Source organism: Dysgonomonas gadei ATCC BAA-286 (assembly GCF_000213555.1).
Taxonomy (GTDB): Bacteria; Bacteroidota; Bacteroidia; order Bacteroidales; family Dysgonomonadaceae; genus Dysgonomonas; species Dysgonomonas gadei.
In genome coordinates this window covers 292,101-312,049 of record NZ_GL891983.1, presented here as the reverse complement: position 1 = coordinate 312,049, position 19,949 = coordinate 292,101, and the positions used below count along the sequence as shown (strand labels likewise).

Below are 19,949 nucleotides of genomic sequence, written 5' to 3'. Positions count from 1 at the left end.
TTATTAAAGTATATAATAAGATGTATTCGGATATAAAATCAGAATGTTAAGTTAATACCGAAAGACATTCCTGCCGTTGCAGGTACACCATTGTAGTCTATACCGACACTGCTGGAACCGACAGCTCCGGAGCCTGCGGCACTTGTTTCTGGGTCCATACCTTTATAATTGGTAAATAGCAAGAGGTTTGTTCCTGTCACATTGACGGACATCGCTTTAATGAACTTAGTCTTGTTGAGTATCTTACTAGGCATGTAGTATGACAGAGATAATGATCTCAAACGTAACCAGTTGGTGTTGGTCATGTAGTTTGCCGATTCATAGTTGTAATATGTATCCCAATATTTCTGTATAATCTGGTATCCACTCTCAGCTTTAGCTGTTCCGCTGGCAACTTCCTGTCCTTTCAGATAGAATTTGTTTGCCTGGAAGGTGTATGTTTTAGATTCCAGTTGTTGTGTATCCGGATTTTTTGCCACACCTGATAATGTGAGCGACTCGCGATCCATGCTTCTTTTGCTCATACCTATACCTGTCATGAAATAATCTGTTCCGTTGTAGATATCTCCACCGATTCTGAAATCGAGAAGGAAAGACAGTTCGAAGTCCTTATACCGGAATGTATTGGTAAAACCACCTGTCAGTTTAGGTTCACGGTTACCGATATCGTATATTTCTTTTCCGTCTGATGTCGGCATACCGCTTTCCCAATCGAGAATCATGTTTCCGGCCTCGTCCCTGTTGTATTTAGAACCGGATATTCCCATAAAGTTACCACCGTTGAATGAAGCAGCTTTTGCGCTTCCCACCTGTACGTCAGTTACATAAAGTACATCTATCCCCGGTAATAAGTTATTCACTTTTCCTTTGTTCTTGGCTAAGTTGAGCATTGTGTTCCATGAAAAACCCCTGGTCTTTATAGGTTCGGCCTTAATGGATATTTCAAAACCTTTATTTGTAATATCGCCTGCATTTGTAGTCTTAAATATATAACCTATTGTTTGAGAAACTCTCGGACTTAGTAGCTGATTTATACTCTTGTTTGCATAATATGCCATATCGAAACCTAATCTGCCATTAAGGAAACCTAATTCGAGACCAATTTCTGTAGATCTTGTTTTTTCTGGAATAAGTATATTGTTACCACTTGTCCATGCGTCTTGTATACCAGTACCGCCAGTCGTAGGGAATGGAGAATCTATATATGTATTTGTTACATAAGGATCGGCATCTTTACCTACTTCGGCCCATGATGCCCTTATCTTTCCATAAGACAGGATATCATTCTTTGGCATTACTTCAGTGAAAAGAAAACTTCCGCTTACTGAAGGGTAATAATAGGATCTATTATCGATGGGTAGGGTAGATGTCCAGTCGTTACGTCCTGTGACAGTGGCATAAAGCATGTTTTTATATCCTGCTCTGAATTCACCGTATGCACCTACTAGTCTTTTCCTGATGTTTGACTGATCCATACGGCGGTCTTCATTTGGCGTGTTGCTTACACTATAAAAGTTATCAGTAACAAAATTCCAAACCCGAAACCTATCCGTTTTTATTTTGGTGTCTTCAACGGACTGTCCCAGTAATAAGTTGAGGTCAAAATCTCCGAATTTCTTTGTGAAATTCATCATGAAGTTTGATGATAAATACTCGTATGTCCTGTTGTTTTCAGATAGCATCCCTTTCTGATATATAAGGTCTACGCCGCCATTTGCACCGATTATCCTTTTTGTATTGGTGGTATAGCGGTCTGTACCTGCTATATATGCAATGTTGAACCATTCGGCAATGTTCAATTTGGCATTTATTGTACCTGTAAAGCGGGTTGTTTTTTCCGTGATAGGATTTCTGTTTATAATCCAATATGGATTATCTACGTCCGCTGCCGGAAGTTGAAGCCCTTCGAACATACGGTATCTGCTACCATCCTCGTTAAGCCAGTGTTTCATATCATCATTTCTTGCCCATCTGTAAACAGAGGATATAGCACCCGTTCCGCCCGAACCTGTCAGACCTGTACTGGTCAGAGCCTTATCTGCCGATCCTATTGAATAGGCTACATTTGCGCCTGTAGTGAGTATGCCATATTTTTGTTCCCCATTGAAACGGAAAGTAGTTTTTTCAAATCCGGTTTCAGGAATAATACCTGTTTGGTCGTAACGGGAAGCGGAAAGGAAATAATTACTATTTTTGCTACCTCCTGATATGCTTACATTATTGTCCCATGTGCTACCGTTCTGAAAGAAATCTTCCATATTATTATAAACTTGTTCTCCTTCTTTGAATGGAGCTCCCCATGAATTCATGGTATAGTCGTCCAAAGTTCCCGATTGGTTATAGTATCCTCTTTTGTAACGGTCTTGTTGTTCCGGGTAACGATTCACCCATGAAGTACTGAACTTTGAATTTACATTCACCTTTACTTGTCCTTCCTGTCCTTTTTTTGTTGTGATCACGATAACTCCGGCTGCTGCGCGTGAGCCGTACAGAGCCGATGCTGCAGGCCCTTTCAATACCGATACATTCTCGATATCTTCGGGGTTTATATCCATTATACGGTTACTGTTGGTAGAGTTGACACGTGTAGCGCCGTCAAAAGCACTATTACCACCGGCATCGGTAGAGTTGTCGTATATCATTCCGTCGACAACGAAAAGTGGTTGGTTGTCACGTTCGAGTGATGTTCCCCCACGGATGATTATACTGGCTCCGGCTCCTGCAGCTCCACTACTTTGTGTAACATTCAATCCGGCTATTTTACCGCTTAGTGAATTAAGGACATTTGTACTCTTGTTTTTCATTAGTTCATCGGCATTAATATCCTGAACAGAATATCCTAATGCCTTTCTCTCTTTCTTTATCCCCATCGCTGTTACAACAACTTCATCCATCATTTGTGCATCCTCTTCCATAGTGACATCAATCACATTGTTTTTGGCTGGAACGGAAAGGGGTTTGAATCCTATATATGAAAAATTCAATACCTGATTGTTATCCCGTACTGTTATTGCATATTTACCTGATCCATCGGTCATTGTTCCTGTAACTGTACCCCGTATTGTGACACTTACGCCAGCCAGGGGTTCTCCATTTCTATCTATAACAGTTCCTGTTATGGTTTTTACCGTTTGTTGCAAATCTGTAGGATCTTCCGATTTCCCCGTGTTTGCCTGCACATCTATACTCCCTGCGGTAGATAATACTAACCCTGCAAAGAGGATACATAAAAGTTTTTTTATGAAACTTTTCCTGGCTTGTTTTAATGCGGTCATAGTAACATAGGTTTAATTTAAATAATAATTGTAAGGCTTACTTAATTAGTTTGACTAAATAGTGTTTTTTATAGCAGAATTGCCAATAAAACAAGGTTCGTGATATCAATGTTATACGTTGTTGCGGTGTGTCCGCTAATAGAATTATTAATATTTAGATACTTAAATTAGTATATTTTCACATTTAAGAATAAAGAATGTTTTAACTTCATTGGTAATTGCCTTATCAATTGAAGTAATTTAGGACTAAGTATTTTCTTTATTTTTATATTACAATTACTATAGAATGTTGTACTAACAAATATAAATTAATATATTTAAATAAAATGCAGATTGTATAAAAAGAATTTGTATTTTAACTATTATTAATTGTCTTATACAAAAATTAGGTTATATAATGTGGGCTTGATTTGTTCTTAAATTATAGCTGAGAGATTGTCTTTCTGGATAAAATCTGTCGGCCATTGTGTTGCCGGTAGTTTTTTGTTTTGTTCTAAGATTTAGGGTGATAGGTTGCCAGACGATATGTATGGTTATTCATTCTGTATGTTCTCGTAATAGGTTGTTAGTAGATATTTCATTAAATAGAAAAAGCACGTCCTGTGATAGAACGTGCTTTTTTAATTTAATAAGGGTATTTACCAGCCTGGATTTTGGGTTAAAGTATATCCTTTATCTTTATAGATCGTTATCTGAGCGGCCGGTATGGAACGTAAATAATTTCTTTCAGACTTAATGTCTCCTTTTGTAAAAGATCTTAATGGAGAACTAATGCTGAAATAACTTATGTATCCCTTGGTTGGGGTTGCCACCGGATTCTCAGGATCAAATAGTTTTACGGCTGCGGCTATCCCTGGATAATCTGCTTTGTCGATCCATGCACCAAGTACTGTTTTGTTTGGATTGTTCGAAGTGCCTGTGTTTAAGTATTCAAACTTTGCCCATCTGTTGAGGTCGTCGCTTCGTCTGCCTTCCATTATGAGTTCGGTGCGGCGCTCTCTTCGTATTTCCCATAGTACAGGATCTACTGAAGGATCACGGTCGGGGTCGTTTATAACGGTGTTGTTAACGGCTATATTATTTCCGCTAAGAGTTATATTTGGCATTTTTCTGCTTACCGCAGGTGTTTCTCCCCATTTGGTCAAGGTTCTTTTTCTTATTTCATTGATGGACTTGTCAAGATCGGCCTGACTAAATGCTTCTCCACCTATTTTACTTATTTCGTACCGGGCTTCAACGTAGTTGAGTAGCACTTCGGCGTAGCGTATTATAGGCGCATCTGCCGGGCTGAGGATTCCTGTAACGTATGGTGAGCCTCCCAGGAGCCAGTCTTCATTAAGGAATTTCTTCGAAGCGAATCCGGTGGGAGAGGCGGCGCTGAACAGGCCGGAGTTTAGGATGCGGAGTGTGTCTACGAATGTATCGTATATTCTTGGGTCACGGTCTTTGAAAGAGTTTTTGATACTAGGATCTGATTGTCCCTGATAGGATGGAGATTGTCTTATCGGAAGGCCATCAAGGCATAGGTAGCTGTCGATAGCATCAATGGTTGCTCCACCTAATTTCTGGTCTTCTTTAGCATTATAGGCCATTAGTGCATTGCAGGCTATACCTGTGGTGTATTCCCTGTAGAATATTATTTCAGGATTATCGGCCAGACTTTCACTTGTAAATAATGCATTGTATGTATTGCCTATCGAATAATTGTGCGATTCCATAACACTCTCTGCTCCATCGATAGCTCCTTTAAAGAATTTTGAAAGCTCGGTATTGCTTACCGGCTGGGATGTCGGGCCAACAGTTGTACCATGATATTTCAGCCATGTAGCATGATAAAGCATATTGCGAGACATGAATGCCCCCACAACGGATTTATTGACCTGGCGTATTCCATCGTTTGCTCTGATGTATTGCAAGGCATAGTTGTAATCTTCCAATATCTTATTTACAACTGTAACCTGAGGGTCGCGGTCTTTATACAGAATATCGTAATCTTTGGCATCTACAACTGCTAACTCTATATATGGTACATCTCCGTATGTCTTAACTAAGGTGCTGTAGGCTGTTGCCCTAAAGAAACGTGCAATAGCCATCCAGTGATTTTTTGCTTCATCAGAGATGGTCATACCCGGGATTTTTTCGAGCATGACATTGGCTTTGCGAACGATCTTGTATTGGTCTGTCCACAAGGTGGTAACACTGTTGATCCCGGTTGTATTAGTAGTAGGGAAAAATAAGCGTTGGTTTGTATCACTCACATTATCACTTGTAAGAAGGAAATCATCATTGTATGAGTCCCCTGAAAAATAGCCGCCAAAGGCCCTGTAGTCTTGAGCATATCCAACAAAATAAGTTGAATAGAAATCTTGAGAATAGGCTCTTAAGCTTACTTCGTCTACCCAGTACGAATCATTTACCAGCTTGTCCAGAGGCGCTTTGTCGAGAAAGTCGTCACAGCCGGAGTTAGTTGCGAGAGCTAATAAACATCCTATATATAATAAATATTTTTTCATACGATAATTTTGTTTTTGACGGATGTATGGAAACTCGCATAACAAAGTTACCATGTGCTTTGGTGAATTGTTGTTCATGCTCGTTTTCATAATCTCTAATTTTAAGCAATCAATTATAATGTAAGTTGTAATCCGAAGGAAAGGGTTCTCTGATAAGGGTAGCTGCGGCCGAAATTTCGGGAGTCGGCTGCTGTTCCTACATAGCGGACATCTATCTCGGGATCGATATCCGGTTTTACATTATCAAATTCGAATAGATTTTCTGCCGTAAAATAAACTCTGAGGTTGTTAATATAAGCTTTTTTTGTTAGAGTTCTGGGGAGCGTATAACCTACAGTCAGGGTTTTGCATCGTAAGTAAGCCATATTGAGCAGGTATCTGTCATTTACCTGATAATTACCTGAGGCTACCTGAGAATAGTTCATCGGACGAGGGTAGAACGCATTCGTATTTTCGGGACTCCAGTAATCTTCTGCTCCTTTATAATAAGGTTCGCCGGCAGTATAGCCCGGTAATACCTGATTACCCATTGCCCACAGTTTGCGCCTTCCAACGCCTTGGAAGAACATGCTGAAATCGAATCCTTTATAATCAGCTCCTATGCTAAATCCGTATTCGAAGCGAGGCATTGCATTTCCTATAACGGACATATCTTTAGCCTCATCCACTCTTACACCTTTTCTGATGTATCCGTCGCCATCCAAATCCTTGTATAATACGTCTCCCGGTGCAAATTTATAATTTGCCGGAAATACTTCTGCCTGATTTGGGATTCCTGCCACAAGATTTCCGTTTGAGTCAAAATCACTTTCCTGAAGCAATCTGTCTACCTGTAATCCCCATATATCTCCCAAGATCATGCCTTCTCTGTAAACTGTTACATCTGTAGACCATCCGTTTCCGTTGCCTCCGTAGCTTGGTATGGTTGAGTTGTTCGACCATTTTTTTACTTTGGTCTTATAGTCTGTAATCTGCCCTCCCAATGTAATTGTCAGGCCACTGGAAAATTTGTGGTGAAAATCGGCGGCTAATTCCCAGCCCGGGGTTTCGAGTTCTCCCATATTCTGATATGGGCTTGTTGCACCTAATGTAGCAGGAAGGGCTTGGGCGGCAAGGACATCACTGGTTGTTCTTTTGTACCAATCGAATGTAATCCCTAGTTTGTCGTCTATGAATCTGGAATCGAAGCCCACATCTACGGTTTTCACCTTTTCCCACGTCAGGGACTTGGATACGACTGTCGGTGCACTTACTGATGTTTGTCTTACGCCGTTTATCACCCAGCTATCCAATTGTCCGTCGAGTGTAGATATGAATCGGTATAATCCTACATCCTGATTGCCTATAGTGCCATACGATGCTCTTATTTTTAATGATGAAAGTGCCGGGTAGAGTTTCTTCATAAAATCTTCTTCCGATATCCTGTATCCGGCAGAAAATGAAGGGAAAAATGCGAACCTGTCGTCTTTTGGGAATTTTGATGATCCGTCATAACGTCCATTTAGTTCCAAGAGGTAGCGGTCTTTGAAGGCGTAATTGATTCGCCCGAAGAAACCTGCAACTGCCCAATGGGTGTGTTCGGAACTGGTAGTCGGATCCCCGACAGCCAGATTGAGTTCGGGTTTGGAAGCACTAAGTAAGCCTTTCTTCTGTGCCCAGATGTAGCGGTATTGGCTTTGTTCGATATTAGATCCGGCGATTACTTTAAAATCATGATCTTTTATTTTCTTGGAATAGGTTGCTACAACATTGTTTGTAAGAGTCTGAGTGCGGCCTCTTTCTTCGTACACATAATCGTAACTTGAAGAGATATAGTTACCATATGAATTCATTAATTTCTCCAGAGAATTATGCGCAGTGAAGATATCGTATGCATATACTTTATCTCCAAATTTCTTGTAACGTGATTCGATGGTGGAGTATACAAAATCGAAGTCAACAGTCAGTCCATCTATTGGTTTTAATGTAAACCCTGCGCCCAGGCGCATATAGTCTTTCTTACGCCGGGTCATCGGGGCTTGTTGCAGCTCGGTTAAGGCGCTTCGGAACGGTTTCCCATCCAATGTGCCATATGGATACATTGGTTGCCATCTGTACAGATAGTACATGTGGTCGTATAAATCCGAGGCATACATAAACGGTTTGTCAAGATCGGTTTTTGTGTACATTGCATTTGCCCTGACTGTCATGTGTTTACTAAGTTCGGTGTTTAGTGTGATGTTTGTATTGTATCTGTCGTACATGTCTGGATTCACTTTGGTGAGTCCTTCCTGATGGATATACCCCAGCGTTAATCCATAGCTTGTTTTTCCATTGCCTCCACTTATAGAGAGGTTGTGAGATTGTTGTGGCATCCAGTCTTTGATGTACATATCGTACCAATCCCATGTTCTGTAATAATGTGCTCCGGCGGCATCTATCTCAAAGTCGCGGCCGTAAACCATCTCTAATCCCAGTCCTTTGCCATCGCCGTATTGTTCCGCCCAGGCTTTCATTCCGTCTACTGTTTTCTGGTCTACTATCATATTGGCGACCACATTGTATGAATTTGCAGGGGAAGGGGCTACCTTCATACCGGCCAGGTTGATTTCGGCTTGTTGCCAACCCGGTAGTTGTTCGGGTTTCTTTGTAGGCGTTCTCCATGCAAAGTTGTTGGAGTAGCTTATTGATAGTTTGTCGTTTTGCTGTTTCGCCTTCGTTGTGATAAGTATAACGCCAAAGGCGGCCCTGGCTCCGTATATAGAGGTTGATGCTGCGTCTTTCAATACAGAGATGGCTTCGATATCATCAGGGTTTATTAGGGTTATGTCTGAAATCTCCACATTGTCTACCAAAATCAGTGGGTTTGCGCTTCCGTTAGGAGAGCCTACGCCTCCCCTTATTTTAATTGTGGGAGCAGCTCCTATCTCACCCGATTTTGTAGATACAGTCAGGCCCGGTACAGCTCCTTGCAATGCCCGGCCTATATCAGCTATCGGACGGCTTTCTACTGTTTTTCCTAAATCAACGGAAGCTACAGCTCCGGTCAGGTTCTCTTTTTTCTGAACTCCATATCCGACAACGACGATCTCGTTTATTATTTGAGAATCCTCTTCCATAATTACATCGATGTTGGTTTGATCGGCAAGGATAGATACAGGTTTAAATCCTACATAGGAGAAACTAAGGGTTTGATTGGCTGCTGCATTGATCGAATATTTACCATCGATATCTGTTATTGTACCGTTGGTTGTGCCTTTGATGGCGACGCTTACCCCTATTAAAGGATTTCCTGTATGATCCTTAACTGTACCTTTTACGGTTCTTGCAGTTTGCTGTAAATCTGAAGGCCCGTTTGACTTATCAGGGCTTGCTTGCACATTCATACTCCCCGCGGTGGATAGTATTAATCCTGCAAAGAGGATACATAAAAGTTTTTTTATAAAACTTTTTTTTGCTTGTTTTAATGCGGTCATAGTAACATAGGTTTAATTTAAGTAATAATTGAAAGAGAATTACTGGACTATAGTGATCTAAATAGTGTATTTATAGCATATTGCCTATAAATAAGGGTCGTGATATCGAATCAATATGTTGTTGCGGTAGTATCCGCAAGGGAGTTTTTTATTAATATTTAGATACTTAAATTAGTATAATTTCACATATGTAAATAAAGAGGATTTACTTCAGTGATCTATGATCCTGTTTGTGAAGTAACTGAGCACTAATACTTTCTTTGTTTTTTATCTCAACACTACTAAATAATATTACGCTAACAAATATAAATTAATATATTTGAATAAATTATAGGAAAATGAAAAACCTATGGGTATTTAACTTTTATTAATTGTTATATACATAAATTAGAATTTAAGGCTATTTCTATGATATTGGATTAATCCTTCGACAGGATTTTCTGTGATGCTGTCAATGACTATGCCCAGATCGGTTGAGACTTGCTTCAGCATACTTGAATATTTTTTTGCGACAGATCCGCAGAAACGTACCGGATAATTCGGGCAATCATACTGCAAAACATTTCTTTCGAAGAAAGTTTTGAAACTGTTGTAAACCAAATCATAAACATAGGGATGGCCGAGGTTTTCGGAAAGATAGAAAGAAAGTACAGCCAAAAGTCTGTTCGGGAAAGGCTTGCTATAGACATAATCCAGGATTTGTTCAGGATCTATCCCGTATTTTTTGTAGAAGGGGGTAACTAATTCATCCGGCGCTAATCCTTTCAGGCAATCTGAAAGAAATGATTTTCCAAGAAAAGCTCCGCTGCCTTCATCCCCCAGTATAAAACCTAAAGGACGGACGTTTTTGGTGATTTCTTCTCCGTCGTAGAAGCACGAGTTTGAACCGGTTCCCAGAATGCAGGCTATTCCGGCTTGATCATTAAACAAAGAGCGTGCGGCACCCAGTAAATCGCTTTCGACGAATGCAGGGGTGCGGAATTGGGATTCGAGTGATGCCTTTACCACACTCTTTTTCTCAACGGATGAGCATCCGGCTCCATAAAAGTATATGGATTTGATTTTTGTTTTGAAAAATATTTCGGGTAACTGTAGCCTGATAGTATGGCTGATTTCTTTTCTCGATTCGAAATATGGGTTTATCCCGTCAGTGAAGGAATGCTCGGAAACAGTCGTTTTACTAACTAAACACCATTCGGTTTTAGTGGATCCGCTTTCAGCTAAAAGTATCATCGTCGTATAGTGTTTATGTGAAAAATGGAAACCTGTATTTTGAAATCAATAATCGAAATCTTCTTATATGCAAATATATAAATAATATAAAGAAATTTAATCGCCGGGATATGGTAATATCTATGTATATTTTGAAGAAACTTTATCTATATAGTAAAGCCATGCTTTAGCGTTCTTTGACATGTTTGATAAAATTGTCCGGACAGAAAGAAAAGTGACAGAGACTAATAAAGAATCCTTTATTAGTCTCTGTCACTTTTAATAATAAATATGAGATCTATAGAAGAACTGCAATTCTTCTCAGAGTTATAGTTCTTCTTTGTACATCTTATTAAATTTTGGTTTGATAAACAGGCGTAAAGACACATCGTAGTTAAGGTAGCTCCATACCCAGTCTATAAAAACAGAGACTTTATTTCTCATACCTACAATCGACAGGATATGTACCCACAGCCATAGCCACCAGGCAAACCATCCTCCGAAGCGGAATTTTCCTAAATCAGCAACTGCGGCGTTGCGCCCAATGGTAGCCAATGATCCTTTATCTACGTAGGTGAATTTTTCCCAATTATTGCTGTTCGTTGTGTTGTTGAGGTTTTTTGCGAGGCGTTTTGCCATCTGCAAGGCCACTTGTGCTACCTGCGGATGACCTTTGGGGCTTTTGTCCGATATAAGAAGGGACGTGTCGCCTATAGCAAATATGTTGTCATAGCCTTGCACCTGATTGTATTCGTTAACGACAAGCCGGCCACGATTGTATGCTGTTTCAGCCAGTCCTTTCAGGCTATTTGGTTTTACGCCCGCAACCCAGAGTACGTTGCGCGTACGAATGTTGGTGCCGTCGCTGAGCTCCACAAATGGCTTATCATAAGACTTCACTGATATATCCTGATGAATGATTACACCTCGGTTCTTTAAGGTCTCAGCAGCTTTCTCTGATGCTTGTTCCGACATGGCAAAGAGCAATCGGGGAGAGGCGTCTACCAGATGGATTTCCATCTTTGTGAAATCTATTTCGGGGTAATCCTTAGGTAAGATAGATTTCTTCATATCCGCCAAGGCTCCGGCAAGCTCCACGCCGGTAGCACCTCCCCCGACGATGGTAAACGATAGTATTTCTTTCAACTCTTCTTCGTTATCGGTACTCAAAGCCTCTTCGAAGCTAAGCAGTATCCTGTTTCTCAGTAACAAGGATTCCGAAACAGATTTCAGGGCAAAGGTACTTTCTTTGAGACTGTCGTTTCCGAAGTAATTGGTGTCGCATCCTGTCGATATAACCAGATAGTCGTATGTAATATCTCCTATATTTGTTTGTACTACTTTCTTTTCAGGGTCCACATTCTGCGCTTCACACATGCGGAAGTGGAAGTTTTTGTTCTTCTGGAAGTTCTTACGGTGAGGGTAGGAGATAGAACTGGGTTCTAATCCTCCGGTAGCTACCTGATAGAATAGGGGTTGGAATTGGTAATAGTTGTTTTTATCGATTAAAACAACCTGATACAGTTTCTTGTCTATCTTTTTAGCTAGCTCCAGACCTGCAAATCCACCGCCGATAATAACCAGTCTCTTTTTTGTCCCCCTGTCGGGTATGTTTGCTATATTGTTCATACAATGCTAGTTTATGGTTTAATTAAATAAAAAACCACTATCACGATAGGAGTATTTAAGTTCCTATCAGTGTCAGTGGTAATAGTTTAAGATATTATTATCTTTTTATCCTTTGGCTTTTGCCGCCTTTCTTGCTTCTAATTTAGCTTTTATTACCTCATATATTGCCGGTAGAATAGATACGATCACGATAAGAATAACTACTTTGTCGAGATTCTTTTCAACCCATTCTAAGCGTCCGATAAGGGCTCCCAGGGTGCAGAATATAACAACCCATGCTATACCTCCTATAACATTGTAGGAGAAGAAATGTTTATAACTCATCCTGCCCATACCTGCAACAAAAGGCGCAAATGTGCGCACTATCGGTACAAAACGTGCTAGTATAATGGTTTTTCCTCCATGCTTTGCATAAAATTGGTTTGTTTTTTCCAGATACTCTTGTTTGAATATTTTGGATTTCGGATTACTGAAAAGCTTTTGCCCGAAGAAACGTCCTATGGTATAATTAACTGCATCGCCAATGATTGCAGCCACTATAAGTATAGCTATGAGAAAATAAATGTGAAGAGGATTATCGGGGCGTACAGCTATCGCTCCTGCCAGGAATAATAAAGAATCGCCCGGAAGAAAAGGTGTGACAACTAATCCTGTTTCACAGAAAATAATCAAAAATAATATGGCGTAGACCCATACTCCATAGTCGGTTACCAGCATATCAAGTGTTCCGCCGGTGTCTCTTAACAGATTGAGGAAGAAGTTCCATACTTCATGTAAAAATTCCATTTTCTAAGTTTGAGTTATATTTGAAATAATGAAAATGATGGAATATGCATCCCATCATTTCCTGTTTTTATTTTACTAATAGCCCGGCAGCTACGGCATCACGCTTTTCCTTCCCGGCCAGTTGTTCTACCAGATTCAGGGCAAAGTCGATTGTAAGTCCGGGACCTCGGCCTGTTGTGATATTTCCGTCTACAACCACGGCTTTATCCGTTTGCAGGGAGGCACCTTTCAGGTATTGTTCGAAGCCCGGATAACAGGTTGCATTTTTGCCATCAAGTAATCCCAAGCCGCCTAATACCATTGGAGAGGCGCATATAGCTGCAACTTTTTCGCCTTTATTGGCAAAAGCCAACAGTTCTTTTTTCATATTCTCATGCTCGTTAAACTTTACAGTTCCACCCGGTAATATCAGTAGCTCTGCTTCGGAGAAATTTACCTGGTCGAACATTAAGTCCGCTGTAACCAGTACCTGATGGCTGGTCATCACTTGCTTACTGTCGGTCAGAGATACCGATTTCACATTCAATTCAGCCCGGCGTAGGATATCGATTGTAGCAATAGCTTCAATATCTTCAAATCCGGTTGTGAGAAATATAAATATAGTCTTCATCCCAATTTAATTTAGATTAAACTTATATGTGATTGTTCCTTTCTGATTGGTGACGGAAGATACAGGGTTAAACTTTGTCCTTCTCGCCGCCCTTAATGCTTCGCTGTGCAAGTTGGTATTCGGCGTATTGGTTCCTTTCCCTATATTTGCTTCTACCACATCGCCTTTGGCATTAACAAGTATATCGACAACTACAGTTCCATAGTCGTCGACGGAATAGTTGGGCTTAACAAGACCTCCGCTGCCAAGACTGCGTCCTCCCAGATCGAAAGAACCCCAGCCTCCCACGCCGGATGTTTTGCCATAGCTGGCATTTCCTGTGGGTACGCCTTGCGTACCTTCACCGGTTCCTTCTCCACGGCTGCCACTGCCTGTTCCATTACCAAACAGGCCTGCCATTTGGTTGTTTATCTGGCCTTTTTTAGCAGCTTCTTGTTGGGCGGCACGTTCGGCCTCGGCCTTTCTATGTTGTTCGGCAGCCTCCTGTTGTTTCTTTTCTTCGGCTTTCCGTTTGGTTTCTTTTATAGCTACTGTTTCTTCAAAGTCCTGAGTGACGGCCGTCTTCTCTGTATTGGTTACAGTTGGCTTTGCTTTGACAGTGGTATTCTCTACCATGGGGATGGGATCCTCCACTACATTCGGAGAGGTTGCTTCTGCTGCACCCTGATTTCCATTGCCCCTGCCAAAAGGTTCATCGTCACCACCTGCATCGGCTACATTACCGAACATAACGGGCACTCCACCCAATTCGTCGGAATGACGAACGACCGGCGATGGTTTCAAATAGTAAAACAATAGGAACAGGATGATCAACAGATGAAAACCTGCCGTTCCTATTATACTTATCATTTTATCTTTTTGTGCCTCCATATTTTAATCCAATAATTCGGGAGTTTCTTTTAAACAGTTTTTATAAGCCTTTATTGTCTTTTCCAATCCCAGATATAGAGCATCACTGATAAGCGCATGCCCTATAGATACTTCGTCGAGCCAGGGAATGTTCTTGTATAAAAAGTGCAGGTTTTCCAGGCTCAGATCGTGTCCGGCATTTACGCCAAGACCTAATTTCTTTGCATATTTAGCAGCTTCTATAAAAGAAGCAATTGCAGCTTCTTTATCTTTACTATAGTCACTTGCATAAGGCTCTGTGTATAACTCGATACGGTCTGTTCCTGTTTTAGCGGCAAATTCTATAATCTTCAGATCCGTTCCTGTGAAGATGGAGGTCCGTACACCAACAGCCTTAAATTCATCGACCAGGTCGGATAGTAATTGCTGATTTTCGATGGTGTCCCATCCCGCGTTGGATGTTATGGCATCCGGTTTGTCGGGAACAAGTGTTACTTGTGTGGGTCTGATCGTTGTAATCAGGTCTACGAACTTTTGAGAGGGATAGCCTTCTATATTCAGTTCGGTTTTTATTTTGGCTTTCAGGTCATATACATCTTTAAATCGGATGTGCCTTTCATCAGGACGGGGGTGTACAGTGATTCCTTGCGCTCCGAATTTTTCACAATCGAGGGCTACTTTCACTACATCAGGAATATTACCACCACGCGCATTACGTAAAGTCGCTATTTTATTTATATTTACACTTAGCTTAGTCATAAAAACTATTAAGGTCACAGACCTATTTATTATTCTTTAAGTAAAACAATAACAGTAAGTTATAATTTTAAATTATATCATTAAATACTTTCTTTTACTTAAAATACGATCTCTCAAACATCAAATACTAAAATCTATCATTATTAAGTTAAAACTTTTTAGCAACTTTGCACAATGATATATCATGCAAATGTAATACGAATTGATGAAATAGTATGTATCAGTTCCATTTTATTAACAGCTTGACCGTTTATTTAGTTGGTATAGAGAACGAAAAAGAAAGTATATTATACAATTTCATCTAATAATAATCGGCTACTGTTATTATAGATATAAAAATAATAAATAGGTACTTGACCTTGAAATTTATAAGATAATGAAGATTGCCATATTCGGAAGTAAGCATCAGAAGAAAGAGCAGATAGAAAAATTGTTCAAAATTCTATTGGATAATAAGACTGAAATACATCTTCAGGAGAAATTTTACAATTATCTTAAAGATGTACTCTTTTTACAATACGACATTGCCGGTATTATTACGAATGATGAGTTCGATGCCGATCTGGTTATCAGTATCGGCGGTGACGGTACATTTCTCCGTACAGCCTCCATTATTGGAAAGAAAAATATTCCGATATTAGGTATTAATGCAGGACGGCTTGGTTTCCTTGCCGATGTGGGAGAAAAAGATCTGGAAGCTACTTTTACCGATGTTTTCTCAGGGAATTACAGGATAGAACACCGCAGCCAGTTGCAACTATCTACCGAGCACAGGGATTATCTTGGCTTCAATTATGCTTTGAATGAAATCGCGATATTGAAGCAGGATACGGCATCGATGATCACAGTACATGCTTATATCAACGACGAGTACCTGACTTCATACGAAGCGGATGGGTTGATTGTCGCGACACCGACCGGCTCCACAGCTTATTCATTGAGTGTAGGTGGTCCGGTGATGACTCCGACAGCAGCTAATATTGTGATTGCTGCCGTTGCTCCCCACAGTCTTAGTAACAGACCATTGGTGGTGACAGACGATTGTGTTCTTACGCTGGAAGTCGAAAGCCGCAACAAGAACTTCCTGATATCACTGGATGGGCGTTCCAACATATTTACTACGGGGACTAAGTTGATTATAAAGAAAGCTGACTTTACATTGAGGGTTATAAAGCGCAAAGAGAATACTTTTTATAACACATTACGTAATAAGCTGATGTGGGGTGTTGATCCGCGACAAAGTTAGGATTTCTCATTTATTCGATATTCAGATTGTCAAAGAACTATATATAAAGTAAATAAAATAACACTTGTTCGTGTTTTTATTTGTCATTTTTTATAAACGATTTAATTGCATAAAGCTATTGACCGGTAGCTTTTCTATATAGATAAACCTATTTGATAATAATGACATTTTATGTGATAAAAAAGAAGGGATATTCTATATCCCTTCTTTTTTATAAACACTATCTGAATAAATTCCACCTGTTATCCTTATAACGATCTTCCCTTATATACATTCGAATCGGCTTCCTGATACAATTCTCCCCTGAAATTTATTGTATTACTGTTAAAGTTGGGGTTTATTGTAGCATTGCATTGATTGGTGCCATTGGTGAGACGCAAGGTAACAGTGGCTGATACAGCGGCTCCCTGTACTGTCATGCTAAAGATTACATTTCCGTTCTTATCTGTTTGCATTTTTACGTTCGATGCTCTGCCGTCTACTGTTATACCGCCTATTCCATTAGGGCCGGCATAAGGGGAATTGAAAGCCATCTGGATCGTTGCCTTATCCCCATGCATAGAGATGAAATTCGTATTGGCCGTAACATAAGCAAAACGTCCGTTTTTGAAATCGATACGCTCTGCTTCCAATACAAATTCCCTGTCATCGAGCGCCTGAACTGCCTTTTCATACCACATTCTCTGTTCCGCTTCTTCGGCTGCGGCTTTGAGCGGATCCTGCTGAGTTTTGCATCCTGCAAAGATTAGCATAATTGATGTTAATAAAAATACAATTGCTTTCATAATCTTTCCTATTTTTAGAATATAACAAAGCCTACAGGAGAATAGTTTGTTTATTTAACGAAATTTTAACTATTTATGTAAAGTGTTGATACCCAGTTTATACAAATAAAGTTTCGTGAATGATTTCTCCCACGGTAGGATGAGGAAATACAATTTTACGGAACTCTTCAACCGTAAACTCTTTCTCTATGGCTATGCCTGCGATAACAATCAGCTCCGAAGCCGGATTGCCCAGCATATGGCAACCTATGATCTTTTCATCTTCACCGATTATTAATTTGCACATTCCATTGACTAATTCGTTCTCTGCCACAAAACGGCCTGAATATGCCATAGGAAGTTTCAGTACGGTATGTTTTATACCTTTTGCTGTAAGTTCTTCTTCGGTTTGTCCTACTCCGGCTATTTCCGGATTGGTGTATACTACGCCGGGAATAGCTTTATAACTCATTTTGTCCGCTTTGCCGAGAATATGGTTTGCGGCTACTTCCCCCTCGCGCACAGCGGTGTGTGCAAGCAGTGAGTAACCTGTAATGTCTCCGCAGGCATATATGCGGGGATGCGATGTCCTCATAAATTCGTCGACTTTTACTCCGTTGCGATACATCTCAATATTCAGGTTTTCCGGATTCAAGTTTGCTGTAACCGGACGTCTGCCCGTGCTTAACAGTATTTGTGCTGCTTCGACTGATGATTGCTCTCCGTCTTTTTCTATAATCACCTGACCATCTTTTACCTCCACTACTTTTGTACCGAGATAGAAGTCGATGCCTTTTTTTGCGTACTCGGTACGGAGCATGGCGGACAATTCCTTATCCATAGCACCGAGTATTTCGGGCAACATTTCTATGACGCTGACCTTTACACCGAGGCTGTTAAAGAATGAGGCAAATTCCACGCCGATAACACCTCCGCCTATGATTGCCAGCGATTGGGGTACTTCTTTGTTGTCCAGCGCTTCTTTCGATGTCCAGTAGCCACTGGTGTCCAGTCCTTTGATGGGCGGCACTATTGTTTCGGAACCTGTGCAGAGCAGAATATATTTAGCTGTGTATGTTTCGTCATCATTGCCCAACAGTATATTCCCACTGTTGTCTTCTTCTATAAGATGTACTTCCGCATTGATAATTTCCACTTCGTGGGCAGTCATTTTCTGTTTAATACCTGCTACCAGTTTGCGAACGGTCTTTTGTTTGCGGGCGATTATTTTGCTTAAATCAAAACCCGGCTGCCCTTCGACCGACACACCATACTTTGCCGAATTTTTTACATTGTCTAATGTCTTAGCTGAATACAGCAGGGTTTTGGTCGGGATACATCCTTCATTCAGGCAAACACCGCCTAATGCATTTTTCTCAAATAGAATAGTTTTTAAACCGTTTGCGGCGGCTCTTTCAGCGGCAGTATATCCGGCAGGGCCTCCACCGATAATGGCAATGTCGTACAGCATAGTGATTCAGGGAGTTAAAGGTTTATTTTTATTATGTTTCTTTTATTTACGGATGGCGAATGTCATAAAGTACAGGTCTGAAACATATATATCTGTTTGATGGCAGAAATATTTCAAATCTTTCGGGTCATATCCATTAGTTCTCCATTTGCTAAGTAGCGCATCGGCATCATTCAGTATTCTGTTTTCATGAGATTGAACTTTTTGCATAATGCCATTCCCATCAGCAGAAATTAGTGCTGCAAGATTTATATAATCCGTACCCTCTCCGCGTGTGATCGGGAAAAGCTGTTTTTTCAGTTGGAGCGACCAGTTGCAAAGTTTTGCATTGCCTGTTTCGTCAGCCAGAAGTACGGACGGATAGATATTCTCTTTATTTAGCCATACCGGTACTGCAACGGCTGTAAGCGGTGAACCCAGTATTGTCCACATTGTAGTAAGGGCGGGCGATTCTTTTTCCTTTACACCCTGTACAACCATGACAGATGATGTACTATAGCGGGGGATAAAATCCCTGAAGGGTACGAATATCTGTTTGCTAGTATTCTCCGGTATTTGGTCATATAGGTTTACTCCTGTCAATCCGTGTGTAAGATGGCGGGATACATCTTGCAGGAGGAATCTGTAAGAGAGAGAATTTGATAATGACGCCTTGTAAAACAGCGGTTCGGCAGCCTGATAGCGGCTTATGCCTTTATCGCGTTCCCTATCGCCGGAAAAAGAGTAGTTTGTGCGGACAATATATCCAAGGGGGGCGGTATTGGTATCGTTGGCGTCGAACTTTTTATAAGTATAATCTCCTGTTTCATAATAAGCTGCGCCACCCTGCGCGTCTATCACTCCGAAATTGGCGCTCACATACATCGGCTTCGGCAATGAATCGAGCAGGCGTTCAAAGTCGGCCAGGGTAGCACAGCGTTGCAATGCCAGTTTCATAACCATGCCTTCGAGTTCGTCTTTACCGGCTGCATCGGGGTTGAGGTTGTAAGAAGCCGAATTCATTATGGCGAATCCGGTGGAGTTATAGCCTCCCCATACTTCTTTGCCTGCCTTGTCCGAACTGTTTACAATGCCTGTGTAGCTGTACTTGCCATCGGTAAAGTACATCAGTTTGTTTTGCAGGCTGCCTGTATCCCTGTGCTTATAGAGTAACGGTCGGCCATCGGCAGTGTATTTACCCGAAATAATAGCAGTGGTACAGGCCAGTACAGGTAAAGATACGATCAAGGATAAGAGGAATATAAACAGAGTCCGCTTCATAGTTTCAAATTTTATCCTTTAAAGATAGGCTTTATTTTATGCTTATTAATTATGTATTGTTAAAAAGTAACAAAGGTAACACATGTATCAGTAAACAGTTAGCAGTAAACAGTTAGCAGT

The 19,949-nt window shown here is 40.7% G+C and carries 13 protein-coding genes; 1 reads left to right on the top strand and 12 read right to left on the bottom strand.

What is annotated here, in order from left to right; genetic code table 11:
* Nucleotides 1–38 precede the first annotated feature (38 nt).
* The 9 genes from HMPREF9455_RS11355 to HMPREF9455_RS11315 all read right to left on the bottom strand — a co-directional run bounded on the left by HMPREF9455_RS11355 (nucleotide 39) and on the right by HMPREF9455_RS11315 (nucleotide 15,088).
* The gene (locus HMPREF9455_RS11355; protein ID WP_006799838.1) at nucleotides 39–3,275 is read right to left on the bottom strand and encodes a SusC/RagA family TonB-linked outer membrane protein; all 3,237 of its coding nucleotides are present in this window, start codon (nucleotides 3,273–3,275) and stop codon (nucleotides 39–41) included.
* Nucleotides 3,276–3,913: 638 nt separating this feature from the next.
* Nucleotides 3,914–5,788: a RagB/SusD family nutrient uptake outer membrane protein gene (locus HMPREF9455_RS11350; protein WP_044216020.1), complete on the bottom strand. Its 1,875-nt coding sequence runs from the start codon at nucleotides 5,786–5,788 to the stop codon at nucleotides 3,914–3,916.
* Between the two features lie 113 nt (nucleotides 5,789–5,901).
* Nucleotides 5,902–9,243, bottom strand: a complete 3,342-nt coding sequence (locus tag HMPREF9455_RS11345) for a SusC/RagA family TonB-linked outer membrane protein (protein ID WP_006799836.1) — start codon at nucleotides 9,241–9,243, stop codon at nucleotides 5,902–5,904.
* A 387-nt stretch (nucleotides 9,244–9,630) separates the two neighbouring features.
* Nucleotides 9,631–10,476 (bottom strand): hypothetical protein, encoded by an 846-nt coding sequence (locus HMPREF9455_RS11340; protein ID WP_006799835.1) that lies wholly within the window; start codon nucleotides 10,474–10,476, stop codon nucleotides 9,631–9,633.
* Between the two features lie 306 nt (nucleotides 10,477–10,782).
* The gene (locus tag HMPREF9455_RS11335; protein ID WP_006799834.1) at nucleotides 10,783–12,084 is read right to left on the bottom strand and encodes an NAD(P)/FAD-dependent oxidoreductase; all 1,302 of its coding nucleotides are present in this window, start codon (nucleotides 12,082–12,084) and stop codon (nucleotides 10,783–10,785) included.
* A gap of 105 nt (nucleotides 12,085–12,189) precedes the next feature.
* Nucleotides 12,190–12,870, bottom strand: a complete 681-nt coding sequence (locus HMPREF9455_RS11330; RefSeq protein ID WP_006799833.1) for a DedA family protein — start codon at nucleotides 12,868–12,870, stop codon at nucleotides 12,190–12,192.
* A gap of 67 nt (nucleotides 12,871–12,937) precedes the next feature.
* A complete protein-coding gene (locus HMPREF9455_RS11325) occupies nucleotides 12,938–13,480 on the bottom strand; it encodes a DJ-1 family glyoxalase III (protein ID WP_006799832.1) in 543 nt (180 codons plus the stop codon).
* 6 nt (nucleotides 13,481–13,486) lie between these two features.
* Nucleotides 13,487–14,350, bottom strand: coding sequence for an energy transducer TonB family protein (locus HMPREF9455_RS11320; protein WP_006799831.1), 864 nt, complete (start codon nucleotides 14,348–14,350; stop codon nucleotides 13,487–13,489).
* Nucleotides 14,351–14,353: 3 nt separating this feature from the next.
* A complete protein-coding gene (locus HMPREF9455_RS11315) occupies nucleotides 14,354–15,088 on the bottom strand; it encodes a pyridoxine 5'-phosphate synthase (protein ID WP_044216017.1) in 735 nt (244 codons plus the stop codon).
* 376 nt (nucleotides 15,089–15,464) lie between these two features.
* On the opposite strand from HMPREF9455_RS11315, the gene HMPREF9455_RS11310 reads away from it, so the two are divergent.
* Nucleotides 15,465–16,334, top strand: coding sequence for an NAD kinase (locus HMPREF9455_RS11310; RefSeq protein WP_006799829.1), 870 nt, complete (start codon nucleotides 15,465–15,467; stop codon nucleotides 16,332–16,334).
* Nucleotides 16,335–16,582: 248 nt separating this feature from the next.
* Here HMPREF9455_RS11310 and HMPREF9455_RS11305 read toward each other — a convergent pair whose 3' ends face one another.
* From HMPREF9455_RS11305 to HMPREF9455_RS11295, 3 genes are all read right to left on the bottom strand, one after another.
* On the bottom strand, nucleotides 16,583–17,119 hold the full coding sequence (locus tag HMPREF9455_RS11305; RefSeq protein WP_006799828.1) for a DUF4251 domain-containing protein: 537 nt from the start codon (nucleotides 17,117–17,119) through the stop codon (nucleotides 16,583–16,585).
* A gap of 97 nt (nucleotides 17,120–17,216) precedes the next feature.
* Nucleotides 17,217–18,569 carry a dihydrolipoyl dehydrogenase gene (lpdA, locus tag HMPREF9455_RS11300; protein WP_006799827.1) on the bottom strand — a complete coding sequence of 451 codons (1,353 nt, stop codon included), beginning with the start codon at nucleotides 18,567–18,569 and terminating at the stop codon, nucleotides 17,217–17,219.
* Between the two features lie 42 nt (nucleotides 18,570–18,611).
* Nucleotides 18,612–19,829 (bottom strand): carcinine hydrolase/isopenicillin-N N-acyltransferase family protein, encoded by a 1,218-nt coding sequence (locus HMPREF9455_RS11295; RefSeq protein ID WP_006799826.1) that lies wholly within the window; start codon nucleotides 19,827–19,829, stop codon nucleotides 18,612–18,614.
* Between the last annotated feature and the right edge of the window lie 120 nt (nucleotides 19,830–19,949).

Bases quoted from the DNA above. Each gene is read 5' to 3' on its own strand.
- HMPREF9455_RS11355 (WP_006799838.1), bottom strand. From the start codon at position 3,275: ATGACCGCATTAAAACAAGCCAGGAAAAGTTTCATAAAAAAACTTTTA.
- HMPREF9455_RS11350 (WP_044216020.1), bottom strand. From the start codon at position 5,788: ATGAAAAAATATTTATTATATATAGGATGTTTATTAGCTCTCGCAACT.
- HMPREF9455_RS11345 (WP_006799836.1), bottom strand. From the start codon at position 9,243: ATGACCGCATTAAAACAAGCAAAAAAAAGTTTTATAAAAAAACTTTTA.
- HMPREF9455_RS11340 (WP_006799835.1), bottom strand. From the start codon at position 10,476: ATGATACTTTTAGCTGAAAGCGGATCCACTAAAACCGAATGGTGTTTA.
- HMPREF9455_RS11335 (WP_006799834.1), bottom strand. From the start codon at position 12,084: ATGAACAATATAGCAAACATACCCGACAGGGGGACAAAAAAGAGACTG.
- HMPREF9455_RS11330 (WP_006799833.1), bottom strand. From the start codon at position 12,870: ATGGAATTTTTACATGAAGTATGGAACTTCTTCCTCAATCTGTTAAGA.
- HMPREF9455_RS11325 (WP_006799832.1), bottom strand. From the start codon at position 13,480: ATGAAGACTATATTTATATTTCTCACAACCGGATTTGAAGATATTGAA.
- HMPREF9455_RS11320 (WP_006799831.1), bottom strand. From the start codon at position 14,350: ATGGAGGCACAAAAAGATAAAATGATAAGTATAATAGGAACGGCAGGT.
- HMPREF9455_RS11315 (WP_044216017.1), bottom strand. From the start codon at position 15,088: ATGACTAAGCTAAGTGTAAATATAAATAAAATAGCGACTTTACGTAAT.
- HMPREF9455_RS11310 (WP_006799829.1), top strand. From the start codon at position 15,465: ATGAAGATTGCCATATTCGGAAGTAAGCATCAGAAGAAAGAGCAGATA.
- HMPREF9455_RS11305 (WP_006799828.1), bottom strand. From the start codon at position 17,119: ATGAAAGCAATTGTATTTTTATTAACATCAATTATGCTAATCTTTGCA.
- lpdA (WP_006799827.1), bottom strand. From the start codon at position 18,569: ATGCTGTACGACATTGCCATTATCGGTGGAGGCCCTGCCGGATATACT.
- HMPREF9455_RS11295 (WP_006799826.1), bottom strand. From the start codon at position 19,829: ATGAAGCGGACTCTGTTTATATTCCTCTTATCCTTGATCGTATCTTTA.